The 13880-nt window shown below is 70.1% G+C and carries 12 protein-coding genes and 2 pseudogenes; 6 read left to right on the top strand and 8 right to left on the bottom strand.

Going from position 1 to position 13880, the window contains the following annotated elements:
* Positions 1-2: 2 nt before the first annotated feature.
* The gene (locus tag IEZ15_RS32480; protein WP_114243126.1) at positions 3-1217 is read right to left on the bottom strand and encodes an ROK family protein; all 1215 of its coding nucleotides are present in this window, start codon (positions 1215-1217) and stop codon (positions 3-5) included.
* Between the two features lie 121 nt (positions 1218-1338).
* On the opposite strand from IEZ15_RS32480, the gene IEZ15_RS32475 reads away from it, so the two are divergent.
* The 3 genes from IEZ15_RS32475 (at position 1339) to IEZ15_RS32465 (ending at position 3779) form a co-directional block, all read left to right on the top strand.
* Entirely contained in the window at positions 1339-2553 is a 1215-nt protein-coding gene (locus tag IEZ15_RS32475; RefSeq protein WP_189280560.1) for an MFS transporter, read from the top strand.
* 80 nt (positions 2554-2633) lie between these two features.
* Positions 2634-3002, top strand: a complete 369-nt coding sequence (locus IEZ15_RS32470) for an SCO4225 family membrane protein (RefSeq protein ID WP_189280587.1) — start codon at positions 2634-2636, stop codon at positions 3000-3002.
* A gap of 21 nt (positions 3003-3023) precedes the next feature.
* Complete coding sequence (locus tag IEZ15_RS32465; protein WP_189280559.1) at positions 3024-3779, top strand: maleylpyruvate isomerase family mycothiol-dependent enzyme; 756 nt, start codon at positions 3024-3026, stop codon at positions 3777-3779.
* A 78-nt stretch (positions 3780-3857) separates the two neighbouring features.
* Here IEZ15_RS32465 and IEZ15_RS45335 read toward each other — a convergent pair.
* The 4 genes and pseudogenes from IEZ15_RS45335 to IEZ15_RS32450 all read right to left on the bottom strand — a co-directional run bounded on the left by IEZ15_RS45335 (position 3858) and on the right by IEZ15_RS32450 (position 7232).
* Positions 3858-4159: pseudogene (locus IEZ15_RS45335) on the bottom strand (MarR family winged helix-turn-helix transcriptional regulator).
* A 348-nt stretch (positions 4160-4507) separates the two neighbouring features.
* Positions 4508-5173: a response regulator gene (locus tag IEZ15_RS32460; protein WP_114243129.1), complete on the bottom strand. Its 666-nt coding sequence runs from the start codon at positions 5171-5173 to the stop codon at positions 4508-4510.
* Positions 5170-6411: a sensor histidine kinase gene (locus tag IEZ15_RS32455; RefSeq protein WP_189280558.1), complete on the bottom strand. Its 1242-nt coding sequence runs from the start codon at positions 6409-6411 to the stop codon at positions 5170-5172. Before IEZ15_RS32455 ends, IEZ15_RS32460 begins: the two co-directional genes overlap by 4 nt.
* A gap of 104 nt (positions 6412-6515) precedes the next feature.
* Positions 6516-7232 carry a TetR/AcrR family transcriptional regulator gene (locus IEZ15_RS32450; RefSeq protein WP_189280557.1) on the bottom strand — a complete coding sequence of 239 codons (717 nt, stop codon included), beginning with the start codon at positions 7230-7232 and terminating at the stop codon, positions 6516-6518.
* A 128-nt stretch (positions 7233-7360) separates the two neighbouring features.
* Between IEZ15_RS32450 and IEZ15_RS32445 the strand changes: the two genes are divergently transcribed.
* Positions 7361-7813, top strand: coding sequence for a nitroreductase/quinone reductase family protein (locus IEZ15_RS32445; protein ID WP_189280556.1), 453 nt, complete (start codon positions 7361-7363; stop codon positions 7811-7813).
* Positions 7814-7853: 40 nt separating this feature from the next.
* Here IEZ15_RS32445 and IEZ15_RS32440 read toward each other — a convergent pair whose 3' ends face one another.
* On the bottom strand, positions 7854-9068 hold the full coding sequence (locus IEZ15_RS32440) for a geranylgeranyl reductase family protein (protein ID WP_189280555.1): 1215 nt from the start codon (positions 9066-9068) through the stop codon (positions 7854-7856).
* A 183-nt stretch (positions 9069-9251) separates the two neighbouring features.
* On the opposite strand from IEZ15_RS32440, the gene IEZ15_RS32435 reads away from it, so the two are divergent.
* Positions 9252-10616, top strand: a complete 1365-nt coding sequence (locus IEZ15_RS32435; RefSeq protein WP_189280554.1) for a dipeptidase — start codon at positions 9252-9254, stop codon at positions 10614-10616.
* 382 nt (positions 10617-10998) lie between these two features.
* A pseudogene (locus IEZ15_RS32430) lies at positions 10999-11319 on the top strand (MBL fold metallo-hydrolase); the annotation flags it as partial.
* Here the strand turns inward: IEZ15_RS32430 and IEZ15_RS32425 are convergent.
* A complete protein-coding gene (locus IEZ15_RS32425) occupies positions 11278-12315 on the bottom strand; it encodes an NUDIX hydrolase (protein ID WP_189280553.1) in 1038 nt (345 codons plus the stop codon). The pseudogene IEZ15_RS32430 and the gene IEZ15_RS32425 overlap by 42 nt on opposite strands.
* Before the next feature lie 163 nt (positions 12316-12478).
* Entirely contained in the window at positions 12479-13735 is a 1257-nt protein-coding gene (locus IEZ15_RS32420) for a hypothetical protein (protein ID WP_189280552.1), read from the bottom strand.
* Positions 13736-13880: the final 145 nt, after the last annotated feature.

Raw genomic sequence — 13880 nt, 5'->3', positions numbered from 1 at the left:
CCTCACGCAAGCGCGGCCAGCGGATCGTCCAGCACCGGCTGCCAGGCCAGTTCCGCCGCCCCCACCAGGCTGTTGTGGTCGAGCGTGCACGGCAGGATGGGCACACTGCCGCTGCGCCCCCACAGGCTCCGGTCGGCCACCACCGCACGCAGCCGCTCGGGATCCGCGTCGAGCAGTGCGCGGTGCAGTCCGCCGAGGATGATGCGATCGGGGTTGAGGATGTTGACCAGCCCGGCGAGCCCGAGGCCGAGCCGGTCGATCAGCTCCTCGGCCGCACCCCGTACCGCCGCGTCCTCGTACTCCGTACGCAGCAGATCGCCGGCCTGCTTGAGCAGTGACTCCTCCGGACCGGGTTCGCGACGGGCAGCGATGAGGAAGGCCAGCGGGTCGGTCTCGACGTCGAGGCAGCCGCGGCCGCCGCAGTGACACGGGCGGCCCTCGGGGTTCACCGTGAGATGGCCGACCTCCAGCGCGAGTCCCGAACTCCCGGTGTGCAGACGGCCGTCGAGGACCAGGGCACCGCCCACGCCCCGGTGACCGGTGGCCACACAGAGCAGATGCTGGGCACCGCGCCCGGCACCGTGCCGGTGTTCGGCGAGCGCGGCGAGGTTGACGTCGTTCCCGGTGAACGCGGGTCCGGGGATGCCCGCTTCCCGTACGCAGGCGGCGAAGATCTCTCGCACCGGGGCGCCCGCCGGCCAGGCGATGTGCAGCGGGTTGAGCGCGGTGCCCTCCGGTTCGGCGACCGCGGACGGCACCGCGAGGCCCGCACCGACACAGCGCAGGCCGCTGTCCCGCAACAACCGGGCACAGTCGTCGACCACTTCGCCGATGACCTGCGCCGGGTCCGCCGTGACGGTGACACACCCGGGGGCGGTGGCGACGAGCCGTCCGCCGAGCCCGACGAGCGCGGCCCGGAAGCCGTCGGCGTGCACCTGCGCGGCGATGGCGACGGGCCCGGACTCCCGGATGGCCAGCCGGTGCGAGGGGCGGCCCTGCGAGCCGGCGGCGGAGCCCGGCCGGGAGTCGACCCGGATCAGGCCGAGCGCCTCCAGTTCCGCGGCGACCGCACCGGCCGTCGCCCGGGTGACCCCGAGCTCGGAGGTGAGGACGGCACGGGTGGGCGCGCGTCCGGTGTGGACCAGTTCCAGCGCGGGTCCGAGCGCGCTGCGGCCCCTCTCCAACTTTGTCCGGGTGGTGGTCACCTTGCCGTTCATGGGGGCGAGTCTCCCACGATCCGCGGGTGCCGCCGACGCCCCGGTGGCGCACTTGCGCCCCGTGCGGCCGCGGCGGGCGGCCATGTTGCGCCCGTTGTCCGGACGCCTCTATGCTGAGTTTGTGCCGCAACTAAACAAACTGCGGACGGCCCTACCGGGGGGACCGGGCAAAGACACCGCCCCACCTTCGTTGGCCCGCCTCCGTACCGCGCTGACCGTGTTCTTCGCCCTCGACGGCTTCCTCTTCGCCGGATGGGTGGTCCGCATCCCGGCCATCAAGCACCAGACCGGCGCCTCGGCCTCCACCCTGGGCCTCGCCCTGCTCGGCGTATCCGCCGGGGCCGTGGTGACCATGATGCTCACGGGCCGGCTGTGCCGACGCTTCGGCAGCCATCCGGTGACCGTGGTCTGCGGTGTTCTGCTCCCCCTCAGCATCGCCCTGCCCGCTCAGACGCATTCGGCGCTCGCACTCGGCCTGGTGCTGCTGGTCTTCGGCGCCGCGTACGGCGGGATGAACGTGGCGATGAACAGCGCGGCGGTCGACCTGGTCGCTGCCCTGCGGCGTCCCGTGATGCCCAGCTTCCACGCCGCGTTCAGCCTCGGCGGAATGGTCGGTGCCGGGCTCGGCGGACTGGTCGCGGGCGGCCTCTCCCCCGCCACGCATCTCTTCGTCCTCACCGGAATCGGACTCCTGGTCACCGCGGCGACCGGACCGGTGCTGCTGCGCCAACCGGCGCCGAAGCCCGCATCCACGGCCGACGACGCCGAGAAGCCGCGGCGACCGGCCGGGCGGGCCCGCCGCATGGTGCTCCTGTTCGGCGTGATCGCGCTCTGCACCGCGTACGGCGAAGGCGCGCTGGCCGACTGGGGCGCCCTCCATCTGGAACAGGACCTGCACGCCCACCCGGGCATCGCCGCCGCCGGATACTCCCTGTTCGCACTGGCCATGACGGCCGGCCGGCTCAGCGGCACGGCACTGCTCGAACGGCTCGGCCAGACCCGGACCCTCGTCGCGGGCGGTGCGACGGCCGCCGCCGGGATGCTGCTCGGCTCGCTCGCCCCGACCACCTGGCTGGCGCTCCTCGGTTTCGCCGTCACCGGTCTCGGTCTGGCCAACATCTTCCCCGTCGCGGTCGGCCGGGCCGGTGAGCTGGCCGGGCCCGGTGGAGTGGCCGCCGCGTCGACGCTCGGCTACGGCGGGATGCTGCTCGGACCGCCCGCGATCGGCTTCCTGGCCGACTGGTTCTCCCTCCCCCTGGCCCTCACCACAGTGGCGCTGCTGGCCGCCGCGGCCGCGGTACTGGGGTACGGAGCACGCAGCGCGGCGCACACATGAGCGATTAAGTAGCCGTACTCAGGGAGGAACAGCTCCCCGGAGACACGATGGAAGCGTCATCCATCTACGGGGAGCGGGCCATGAACAAGCCGGTCATCGACAAGCAGCACGTCCGCACGCTCGCGCGGCTGACCTTCGGCAATACCGCCTCGCTGATCTACCTCGGCCTCGTCCTGGCGGCCGCTGTGTTCGTCAGCGTGGACATCCTGTTCGTCGCACACGAGGACACCTCGTTCGCCGGGGTCTGGCTGTTCCTCCTTGCGGCACCCACCGTGTTCGTCTTCTTCATCGGCAGCGCGCTGTGGGGCGCGGAGGCGGCCGGACCCGCCTGGTTCGTCCACCTCGCCCTGGTCGTGTCCGTAGTGCTGCAGTCGCTCGCCCTCGGCTGGTGCGTACGACTGGTGCGCGGCGGCAGCCGGACTCGCACCGCCCACCCCCAGGGAGCCTGAACCGCTGGCACAATCGAGACCATGGAAATCACGGACCACATCAAGTCCCTGACCGTCGAGGGACAGCTGCTGGCGACCGCGGCACAGGGTGCGGGAACCGGGGCACCGGTGCCGACCTGCCCGGGCTGGCAGGTGCGCGATCTGCTCCGGCACACCGGGATGGTGCACCGCTGGGCGACCGCGTTCGTCGTCGAGGGCCACACGTCGTACCACCCGGACGGCGGGGAACCGGAGCTGGACGGGCCCGAGCTGCTCGACTGGTTCCGCGAGGGCCACGGTCTCCTGGTCGACGCGCTGGCGGCCGCACCGGCCGGACTGGAGTGCTGGACCTTCATGCCCGCGCCGTCGCCACTGGCCTTCTGGGCCCGGCGGCAGGCGCACGAGACCACGATTCACCGGGTGGACGCGGAGTCGGCACGCGGCGGGCGGTTGTCACCGTTGGCGGCCGATCACGCGGTGGACGGAATCGACGAGCTGCTGCGCGGATTCCACGCCCGCCCGAAGAGCAAAGTGCGTACGGAAAAGCCGCGTTCCCTGCGGGTACGGGCCACGGACACGGATGCCACCTGGACCGTGCGGCTCTCGTCGGAACCGCCGCAGACCGTACGGCATGAAGCGGCACCCGAAGAGGGCTCTGCGGACTGCGAGTTGAGCGCGACGGCCGAGCAGCTCCATCTGATGCTCTGGAACCGGCTGCCGCTCACGGCGATCACGCTGACGGGCGACCCGGAGCCGGCCCGGCTCTGGTGCGAGAACTCCGGAGTCACCTGGTCGTGACAGCAGGCCGGGGCGGGACACCGCACGGCGAGGCGCTCAGCGCCTCGGTTCGTTCAGCATGCGGGCGAGCACCGGCCTCTACGACGGTCTCACCTCGGCGTGACGTGCCCGGCCCTTCGCCGTCAGCTCGACCCGGACACCTCGCCGGTCCCCGCTGCACACCATGTCGTCCTTCTCCAAGCGAGCGACCGGACGGGACAGCGCGCTCTGGCCGAGGTGGACCCGGGCAGCCAGTTCCTGTACACGACAGGCGGAGCTGCCGTCCTCCGCCGCGCCCTCCGCGAGGCGTCGAGCACCTCGAAATCGCTGGTGCCGAGGCCGTGTTGGTGCAGCTCGCGGCCGAGCTCACAGAGCGTCCTGTGCGTGCAGCGCGAGGACACCCACCGCGGCTACGACCTGCCGGGCGCCGTCACCGGCACGGCTTCCATGCCGCTGCCGGGTTTCACGGTCGTTCAGGCCCGGAGGCCGACTGGGTCTCCGCCGCACGCTGTTGTCGTTCCTCGCTGTCGCCGTACTGCTGACCGTCTTCGTCACCATCGAGCGGCGCAGCGCGAACCCGCTGACCCCCGCCGCAGCCGAGGCGTCCGCCGCGCAGAAGGTATCCGTGCGCGACCGACCACCCGGCGAGGGGGAAGGTGCGGTGGCCGACGGGGAGTTCTCGCCCGCCGGCCACCGCACCTGCGACGGTTCGGACCACAGGCGGTTGCGCACCCTCCGCCGTGGCCGGGTCAGCCGAGCCAGCCGGGACGTACGAGCCCCGACTCATAGGCGAGCACGACGAGTTGGGCCCGGTCGCGGGCGCCGAGCTTCACCATGGTGCGGCTGACGTGGGTCTTGGCGGTGAGCGGGCTGACGACCAGCCGGCGGGCGATCTCCTCGTTGGAGAGCCCTATGCCTACCAGTGCCATCACCTCTCTTTCGCGTTCGGTGAGTTCGCTCAGCCCCGATGCCGCCGCGGGCTCCTTGGACCGGGCCGCGAACTCGGCGATCAGCCGTCGGGTGACCCCCGGTGAGAGCAGGGCGTCGCCGCCCACCACCGCACGTACCGCCCGCAGCAGCTCCTCCGGTTCGGTGTCCTTGACGAGAAAGCCGGAGGCACCGGAGCGGATCGCCTCGAAGACGTACTCGTCGAGCTCGAAGGTGGTGAGCATGACCACCTTGACGCCGCTCAGTTCAAAGTCCCCGGTGATGGCACGGGTCGCGGCCAGGCCGTCGAGATGCGGCATCCGGATGTCCATCAGCACGGTGTCCGGCCGCAGTTCGCGCACCAAGCGTACGGCCTCCTCACCGTCGGCAGCCTCCCCCGCCACCTCGATGTCGGGCTGAGCGTCCAGCAGGGCCCGGAAACCGGCCCTGACCAGCAGCTGATCGTCGGCGAGCAGTACCCGGATCACGGTGTCTCCTCCTTGTGCGCTGCCGCGTCGGGCGAATCGGACGACAGCGGAAGCTCGGCACGCACCCGGAAGCCGCCGTCGGCCCGGGGACCCGCCTCGATCGTGCCACGCAGTGCGGCGGCCCGCTCCCGCATTCCTGCCAGCCCGTTGCCGCTGCCCCCTGCGTCGTCACCGGTGGCGGGGCCTTCGTCGTCGATACGGAGCCGGATGCGGGCGGGCCCGTAACCGATACGGACCTGCGCGGTGCGCGATCCGGAGTGCCGGACCACATTCGTCAACGCCTCCTGCACGATCCGGAAGGCGGCAAGATCCGTGCCGGGCGGCACCGCGCCGCGTACGCCATCGGTCTCGACGGTGACGGTCAGCCCGGCGCCCGCCGCCTGTTCGACGAGCTCGGGGAGCCTGTCGAGTCCGGGAGCCGGGGTCCTGGGGGCGTCTCCAGGGGTACGCAGGGTGTCGAGGACCTGGCGGACCTCGCCCAGCGCCTCCTTGCTGGCGGCCTTGATGGTGGTGAGGGCGGTACGGGCCTGCTCGGGGTCGGAGTCCAGCAACGCGAGACCCACACTCGACTGGACGTTGATGACGGAGATGCTGTGGGCCAGGACATCATGGAGCTCGCGCGCCATCCGCAGCCGCTCCTCGTCGGCCCGGCGCTGCTCCGCGGCCTCCCGCTCCGCGCGCTGATCCGCCCACTGCTCACGGCGCACGCGTACGAACTCGGCAGCGGCGATGATGGCCACCACCCAAGCGGCAACGCCCAGTTCCTGCCCCCAGGCGGCGGGGTGATCGTCGGAGGGCGGCAGCCACCGGTAGAGCCAGTGGGCCACCAGGACGTGCCCCAGCCACACCATCCCGACGGCCGTCCAGGCGGCCCGCCGGTGTCCGGAGACAACGGCGCTGAAGCAGCCCACGGCAACGGCAAGGAAAACCGGTCCGTACGGATAGCCGGCCGCGAGGTAGATCATCGCTGCGGCCGAACTGCCGAAGACGGCCACCACGGGGTGGCGGTGGCGCAGCAGAAGTACGGCGACGGCCAGGAAGAGCAACAGCCGCGCAAAGATGTCCAGCGGCGCCCGCTCGTCCATCTGCCCCCGGGCCGCGATGGTCGAACCGACCATGACGACGGCACCGAGCAGGATCGTCGACGGCCAGGGCAGCCGGGAGGCATAGTGCCCCGGCGCCCCTGTCAGCCAGCGCGGCGGCCCGCCGTGCGCCCAGTGTGAGTGTTGCTCTTCCATGTCGGCCACGCTAGACCCCGAGCCGCGGAGGCGGCGTCAGCCGGGCGTGGTGATCACCCGTACTCCCTGTGGAGTACGTCGGACGAGGTCGGCGGGGACGTGCCTCATCCTCTCCGGCTGCTGCGGGGGCCGAGCAGGCCGAGCGTGCGGGCCAGTTCGGTGACGGCTTCCCGGAAGAAGACCTCCCGGGCCTCCACCACCCGGTTGAACTGGCCGAAGATCTCGAAGGAGATCAGCCCGAACAGCTGCGACCAGGCGGCGATCAGTGGGGCGACGACCTCCTGAGGAAGGTCGGGGGCGAACTCGGCGACCATCCGCCCGGCCTCGGCGCGCAGCTCGTCGGCGAGCGGCGGCAGGGCGAGACCGTCCGTGCGGTAGGCCTCGCCGACGACCGCGATCAGGACGAGACCGACGCGGGAGGCGGGACCGATCGTCGCCTGCGGTGCGCTGTAACCCGGCACGGGCGAGCCGTAGATCAGTGCGTACTCATGGGGGTGGGCGAGGGCCCAGTCGCGTACGGCGTGGGCGACGACGGTCCAGCGGGTGATGTGGGGGGCGGCGTCGGCACGGGCGGCCCGGTGGGCGGCCTCGGCGCTCTCGCCCACGGAGTCGTACGCATCGACGATCAGGGCCGTGAGCAGTTCGTCCCGGCTGGGGAAGTAGCGGTAGAGCGCGGAGGACGCCATTCCGAGTTCCCGTGCCACGGCGCGCAGCGAGAGCTTTGCGGCGCCCTCGGCCGCGAGTTGTTTCCTCGCCTCGTCCTTGATGGCGGCGGTGACCTCGATGCGGGCCCGTTCCCTGGCTCCTCGGATAGCGCTCATGGTCTTCAGTCTGCCACGAACAAAGAGCGCCGACCAACAACGAGAGCACTGCTCTTGCTTTTAAGCGCCACTTCCATACACACTGATCTCAAGCGAGAGCACTGCTCTCAAACAGTGGGGGAGTCACCATGTCTCAGCCGTACTACCTTCAGGGCAACGCGTTCAACGTCCGGATGAACAGCATCGTCGGCTGGCTCGCCCGGCACGGCGTCAGCCTTCTCGGCTCGGCCGAGATGTCGGTGCGCGGCCGCAAGAGCGGGCAGATGCAGCGCATCCCCGTGAACTCCCACACCTACCAGGGCACGCAGTATCTGGTCTCCGCGCGGGGCCACTCCCAGTGGGTGCGCAACATGCGGGTCGCCGGTGGCGGCGAGCTGCGGGTGGGCCGGAAGATCCGCACCTTCACGGCCGTGGAGATCGCGGACGACGAGCAGAAGGTGCTGATCGTCCGCGCCTATCTGGAGCGGTGGGGCTGGGAGGTCAACCAGTACTTCCAGGGCATCACCGCAAAGTCCACGGACGCAGAACTCCAGGCCGCCTGCCCGGACCACCCCGTCTTCCGGATCACCATGGAGGGCTGACGGTGCGGTCCGGCCCGCCCTCGGCGTCAGAGGTCAGGTGTCAGCGGTCCATTGCGGACAGGGCCCGCTGCGCCAGCGGATGCGTACGGACCAGCTCGGCCAGCGAAGTCGTTCCCCGGGTGATCCCGGCGAACGCGTTCCAGGCCGGGCGGAATCCCGTCAGCACCGCGTGCAGCACACCGGGCCGGCGCTCGAACAGCTTCAGCATGCGCCGTCCGACACCCATCTCGACACCCAGGCCGGCCTTGATGGCGAAGGCGTAGTTGAGCGCCTGGCGTCGGGCGTCCACGGCATCGTGCGACTCCGCGATCCGGACCGCCCACTCACCGGCAAGCCGCCCCGACCGCAGCGCGAAGGAGATGCCTTCTCGGGTCCACGGCTCCAGCAGCCCCGCCGCATCGCCACACACCAGCACCCGCCCGCGCGAGAGCGGCGAGTCGTCGCTGCGGCAGCGCGTCAGGTGCCCGGAGGAGATCTTCGGCTCGAAGCCGGAGAGACCGAGCCGGGCGATGAAGTCCTCCAGATACCGCTTGGTTCCCGCCCCGTCACCCCGCGCCGAGATCACGCCGACGGTGAGGGTGTCGCCCTTGGGGAACACCCAGCCGTAACTGCCGGGCATGGGGCCCCAGTCGATCAGCACCCGCCCCGCCCAGTCCTCCGCGACCGTCTCCGGAACCGGGATCTCGGCCTCCAGGCCGAGGTCCACCTGGTCGAGTTTCACCCCGACATGGGCTCCTATCCGCCCAGCGCTGCCATCCGCACCGACGACCGCGCGGGCCAGGACCGTCTCGCCGCCGGACAGCACCACGGCGACCGTGCGCCGGTCCGGCACCGCGGCGCCGTGCTGCTCGACCCTCGTCACGGTCGCTCCGGTGCGGAGCTCGGCGCCCGCCTTCTGCGCCTCCTCGACCAGCCCCGCGTCGAACTCGGGGCGGTTGATGAGCCCGAAGAGCATCCGCTTGGAGCGGCGGGTCCGCGCCAGCCTGCCGTTGAGCGAGAACGTGACCGCGTGGATCCGGTCCCGCAGCGGCAGTTCGAATCCGGGCGGCAGCGAATCACGCGAAAACCCGATGATGCCGCCGCCACACGTCTTGTAGCGGGGCAGTTCCGCTTTCTCGAGGAGCAGTACCCGTCGGCCGGCGACCGCCGCCGCGTATGCCGCGGAGGCTCCGGCCGGTCCGCCACCGACTACGACGACGTCCCACACGGACGACTCTTCGTGCTCATGTACGGCGTCTGCGTTCTCGCTGCTCACGATGTGCTTCTGCTCCCGATCCCACCAGTGGCCCATGCTGCTCACGGCATCCTACGGCGCGCCAAGCCCGGCCCCCTCTGTGGGAGGATCGACCGTGCGTTCGTCCTACATGCAACGCCGCACACTCGGTGTACATGTACCCGGATTCGTACACATAACGTCGCACCCACGAGGAGCGTGCCCATGACCGCCCGTCCGATCTCCGAGACCATTGCCTCGCTGATGCCCCACGCCAAGGCGGAGCTGACCGAGCTCGTGGCCTTCCAGTCGGTGGCGGATCCCGCGCAGTTCCCGAAGAGCGAGTGCGAGGCGGCTGCCAACTGGGTCGCCGACGCCCTGCGCGCCGAGGACTTCCAGGATGTCGCCCTGCTCGACACCCCCGACGGCACCCAGTCGGTATACGGCTTCCTGCCCGGCCCGGCCGACGCCCCGACCGTACTGCTCTACGCGCACTACGACGTTCAGCCGCCGCTCGACGAGAGCGCCTGGCTCTCCCCGCCGTTCGAGCTGACGGAGCGCGACGGCCGCTGGTTCGGCCGCGGCGCGGCCGACTGCAAGGGCGGCTTCATCATGCATCTCCTCGCCCTGCGCGCCCTCAAGGCGAACGGCGGCGTCCCGGTCTCCGTCAAGGTGATCGCCGAGGGCTCCGAGGAGCAGGGCACCGGCGGCCTGGAGCGGTACGCCGAGGCGCACCCCGAACTGCTGACCGCCGACACGATCGTCATCGGCGACACCGGCAACTTCCGGGTCGGTCTGCCGACGGTGACCGCGACGCTGCGCGGTATGACGATGCTGCGGGTCACGCTGGACACCCTCGAAGGAAACCTGCATTCCGGACAGTTCGGCGGCGCCGCCCCGGACGCGCTGGCAGCGATGATCCAGCTGCTGTCGTCGCTGCGCGCCGAGGACGGCACCACGACCGTCGACGGGCTCGCCACGGACGCCGAATGGGACGGGCTGCAGTACGCGGAGGCCGAGTTCCGCAAGGACGCGAAGGTCCTCGACGGCGTCGGACTGATCGGCACGGGTACGGTCGCCGACCGGATCTGGGCACGGCCCGCCGTCACCGTCATCGGTATCGACTGCCCGCCGGTGGTCGGCGCGACACCGTCGCTCCAGGCGAGCGCGCGGGCGCAGGTCAGCCTGCGGGTGCCGCCGGGCCAGGACGCCGCTGAGGCCACCGAGTTGCTGACTGCTCACCTCAAGGCGCACGCCCCGTGGGGGGCCAAGGTGTCGGTGGAACAGGTCGGCCAGGGCCAGCCGTTCCGCGCGGACACCTCCAGCCCGGCGTACACGTCCATGGCGCAGGCGATGGAGGCCGCGTACCCCGGCGAGAAGATGCAGACGTCCGGGATGGGCGGCTCGATCCCGCTCTGCAACACCCTCGCCGCCCTCTACCCGCAGGCCGAAATCCTCTTGATCGGCCTGAGCGAGCCGGAGGCACAGATCCACGCGGTGAACGAGAGCGTGTCACCCGAGGAGCTGGAGCGGCTTTCGCTCGCCGAGGCCCTTTTCCTGCGGAACTACGCGGAGTCCAAGCGGGCCTGACTTCGCGTCACTGATGCCCCGTGTCCCTGCGGATCTCCTGTTCGCAGGGCCGACCGGTCCGCCGCTCCGTCCGCGGCGGACCGGGTCCGGACCACCCGCCACAGGCCGGTCCGGGCCCGGTTTCACAGGATCGGCCCGTGACAACGGGGACAGGGATCGGCCGGGCGCCGCCGACGGAGGCCGAACGACTGCTGCAGGAGTCCGGGGCGAGCAGAAACACGGAAGCGGTCCTCGACGCGCTCTCGCGCTGCCGGCTCCATGTGATGGTCGCCCGACTGCACGCCGACACCCCCGGTTTCACCGCCCCGCTCCCCTCGCAGTACGACCCCGTGACCGGCCGGACGTGCGTCCCTGTGCTGACATCCGGCATGGTGCCGGCCTACTGGCCGACGGCGACGAGATCCGCTTCGGATCGGGGGCCCGTGTGGTCCACGTACCGGGCCACACCCCCGGCTCCATCGGTATCCATCTGCCGCACCACGGAGTGCTGTTCACCGGCGACTGCGTGGCCGGGGCCGGTCAGGTGATGCTGGGCGTCTTCAACATCGACCGGCCGCAGGCCGTGGCCTCGTTCCGACGGCTGGCCGCTCCGGAACCGGCCACGGTCTGCTTCGGGCACGGCGATCCCCTCACCGTCGACACCGCCGCGGTGCTGCGTGCCTCAGCCGACCGGGACTCCGGCCTCCAGGTTGAGCACGGTTGACCGCTCCCGGGCGCGCAGTGCCCAGCGCAGCCGTTCGTACCGGGTCGGAGGAAGCATGGTGGCCGCCTCCTCCTCGGTGACGAACCGCCAGCCGCGCAGTTCGGAGCCGGGCAGCAGCAGCCGGTCGGCGTCCGCACCGGGCAGCAGGCCGCCGTCGAAGAGCATCCGCAGCCCTCCGTAGCCGGGTGGTTCGGGCGCCTCCCAGTCGATGACGAGGAGTTTCGGCACCCGTTCGAGATCGATGCCTATCTCCTCGGCCACTTCACGGATCCCGGCCTGTGCCGGTGCCTCGCCGGTCTCGACCACTCCGCCCGGGAACTCCCAGCCGGGCTTGTACGTCGGGTCGACGAGCAGCACCCGGTCGTGTTCGTCGAAGAGCAGCACGCCGGCCGCGACGGTCTCCGCAGTCGGCTCGGGCGTCTGCACGATCTCGCATGCGGTGGCCGCTCCGGTGCGGACCGCCTCGGCGATCCGCTCGGCCGTCTCGTACGGAGTGAGCGCGCTGGTGTCGATGGTGTGGGCGTCCCGGTTGAGCCAGCCGAGCGCCGCCCGGTAGGGCTCGATGTGCTCGTAGGCCCACTGCCGGATGCGCTCGCTGTGCTCCGGGTCGTCGGCGAACTCCACCCGGTCGGCGATCCGTTTGCGCAGGATCGTTTCCTCAGGTGAGAGCAGTACATGGCGCACCGGTATGCGCCGGGAGGCGAGCCCTCCGAAGATCTCGTCGCGGTACTCCTGTCGCAGCAGCGTCATAGGAACCACCAGCACCCCGGACACCTCGGCGAGCAGGGCCGCGGCGGTGTCCACCACCAGACGCCGCCAGATCGGCAGGTCCTGGAAGTCCGTCACCTCGGCAAGTCTCTTCTGGGGCAGCAGATACCGCAGCCCTGCGCCGATCAGCTCAGGGTCGTAGAACGTGCTGTTCGGGATCAGATCGACCAGCTCGCGCGCGGCGCTCGTCTTGCCCGCGCTGAACGCACCGTTGATCCAGACGATCATTCGTACTCCAGGACTGGTAGGCCACTGAACAGGGGCGGAGCAGCATCGTGCAGGCCATCTGGGAGCGGCATGGGAAAAAGAGGCGTCCACAACCCCGCACCCACTACTTCTTTCTCCCACACACGCTGAAGGTACTCCCCAATCCTCTCCTCCATCCCGACCGTCACCTCGCTGTACACACCCTCCACACCCGGAAGCTCATGCCCCATTCGGGCCTCCACCGCCACGCGCGGAATGTCCCCGACTCATCCAGCTTCGCCTTGTGCCAGTGGCGCAGTCGGTAGATGTCCTGCCCGGCCATCTCCGGGACTGCCGGCATCGCGGGCCGCGCCCACCGCGCATACCGCGGCCCGGAGTCCCGTTCCTCGTCGCCGTCCCGCATCGGGTACCAGTAGTCCCGATCGAAATCCGTCCCCAGAAGGGGCTTCCCCGTGACAGACAGAAACGTCCACGGCTTCTCATGAGACGCCAGCAGAGCCACATGCATCTCATGGAGGACGGGCGGCATCACCGGTGTTCGCCATGAGTCGTACTTCGGAGCTGCCAGCACGTGCTGCTTGTCCGCGACGTACGTCTGATACTGCACCCGCATCGCGTGCAGTGCCTCGTACCGCTGCTCGGCCTCCTCGCGCACTTCGTCATCAGGCTCGGAGGCGGGCCAGTAGGGCGACGAGTAGCCCCGCTGGAGGCCGAACATCTCGCCAGGAGGACGGGTGCCGGTGAAAGCCACGGTCCAGATGTACGCCCAGCCGGTGAAGCCCCACAACGTGTGGGCGTTCACGGCCAACTGGTGCACGGACTGGATGGACAGCTTGCGCATGACGCGGCGGGTCTGCTTTCGCTTGTACCGGCCGCAGCGATGCTGTTCCACGATCGGGCTTTCTTCGCGGAGCTTGTACTTTACGACCGCGTCGTCCATCAGCATCTTGAAAAGCCCGAGGATATTCTTGCTGTAGTTTTCCGAGTACTTGCCGGTAACGTAGTTACGGAAGGCGTCGTACTCGAGCGGCGTGATCTCTTCGACGTCCCACTGCGCCCAGTACGGTTTGATCACCGCGTTCAGCCGCGACGCATTGGTCCTGTTCGAGTTGGCCCGCAGGTCTGCTTCCTTGAACCAGCGGTCGATGTAGACCGCCATGTTCATAGGGTCACCCGCCATGCGGCGGTTGCGCTTGTTGCGGACGTCAGACTCTCGGTCGAGGCCGTAGGTGTACGCCTCGTTCGTGTCCTGGAACGTCACGCCGGGCTCGGGGCCGCTGGCGGACTCGTACCGCTTCTTCTTCGTCGGATTGCCGTCAGCGCCGAGCTTGTACTCGCCGCTCCACCACTTCACGCGGATGCTGTTTCCGCGCACTTCTATGTAGGGCACCTGCCATCCCACCGATGATTGACGAGTGGTGCGCGGGGTGCTGGCGAGCATCCCTTCCGCCGGCACCTCCCACTGCCTGCCCTATTGCGTTTACCCAACGAGGCAACTGCGACATGATGAGCAGTCGAGTCCCGGTGCCTTCATGAGCTGTCTCGTGCGTTCCTGAAGACCGCAATCTTGGGCAATTCTGGAGGGC

The organism is Streptomyces atratus (assembly GCF_014648655.1).
Taxonomy (GTDB): Bacteria; Actinomycetota; Actinomycetes; order Streptomycetales; family Streptomycetaceae; genus Streptomyces; species Streptomyces atratus.
Note: the sequence above shows the minus strand (reverse complement) of the source record. Positions and strands in the feature narration are given on the sequence as shown.

Coding starts and splice junctions, on each gene's coding strand:
- IEZ15_RS32480 (WP_114243126.1), bottom strand. CDS start 1,217: ATGAACGGCAAGGTGACCACCACCCGGACAAAGTTGGAGAGGGGCCGC.
- IEZ15_RS32470 (WP_189280587.1), top strand. CDS start 2,634: ATGAACAAGCCGGTCATCGACAAGCAGCACGTCCGCACGCTCGCGCGG.
- IEZ15_RS32465 (WP_189280559.1), top strand. CDS start 3,024: ATGGAAATCACGGACCACATCAAGTCCCTGACCGTCGAGGGACAGCTG.
- IEZ15_RS32455 (WP_189280558.1), bottom strand. CDS start 6,411: ATGGAAGAGCAACACTCACACTGGGCGCACGGCGGGCCGCCGCGCTGG.
- IEZ15_RS32450 (WP_189280557.1), bottom strand. CDS start 7,232: ATGAGCGCTATCCGAGGAGCCAGGGAACGGGCCCGCATCGAGGTCACC.
- IEZ15_RS32445 (WP_189280556.1), top strand. CDS start 7,361: ATGTCTCAGCCGTACTACCTTCAGGGCAACGCGTTCAACGTCCGGATG.
- IEZ15_RS32435 (WP_189280554.1), top strand. CDS start 9,252: ATGACCGCCCGTCCGATCTCCGAGACCATTGCCTCGCTGATGCCCCAC.
- IEZ15_RS32425 (WP_189280553.1), bottom strand. CDS start 12,315: ATGATCGTCTGGATCAACGGTGCGTTCAGCGCGGGCAAGACGAGCGCC.
- IEZ15_RS32420 (WP_189280552.1), bottom strand. CDS start 13,735: ATGCTCGCCAGCACCCCGCGCACCACTCGTCAATCATCGGTGGGATGG.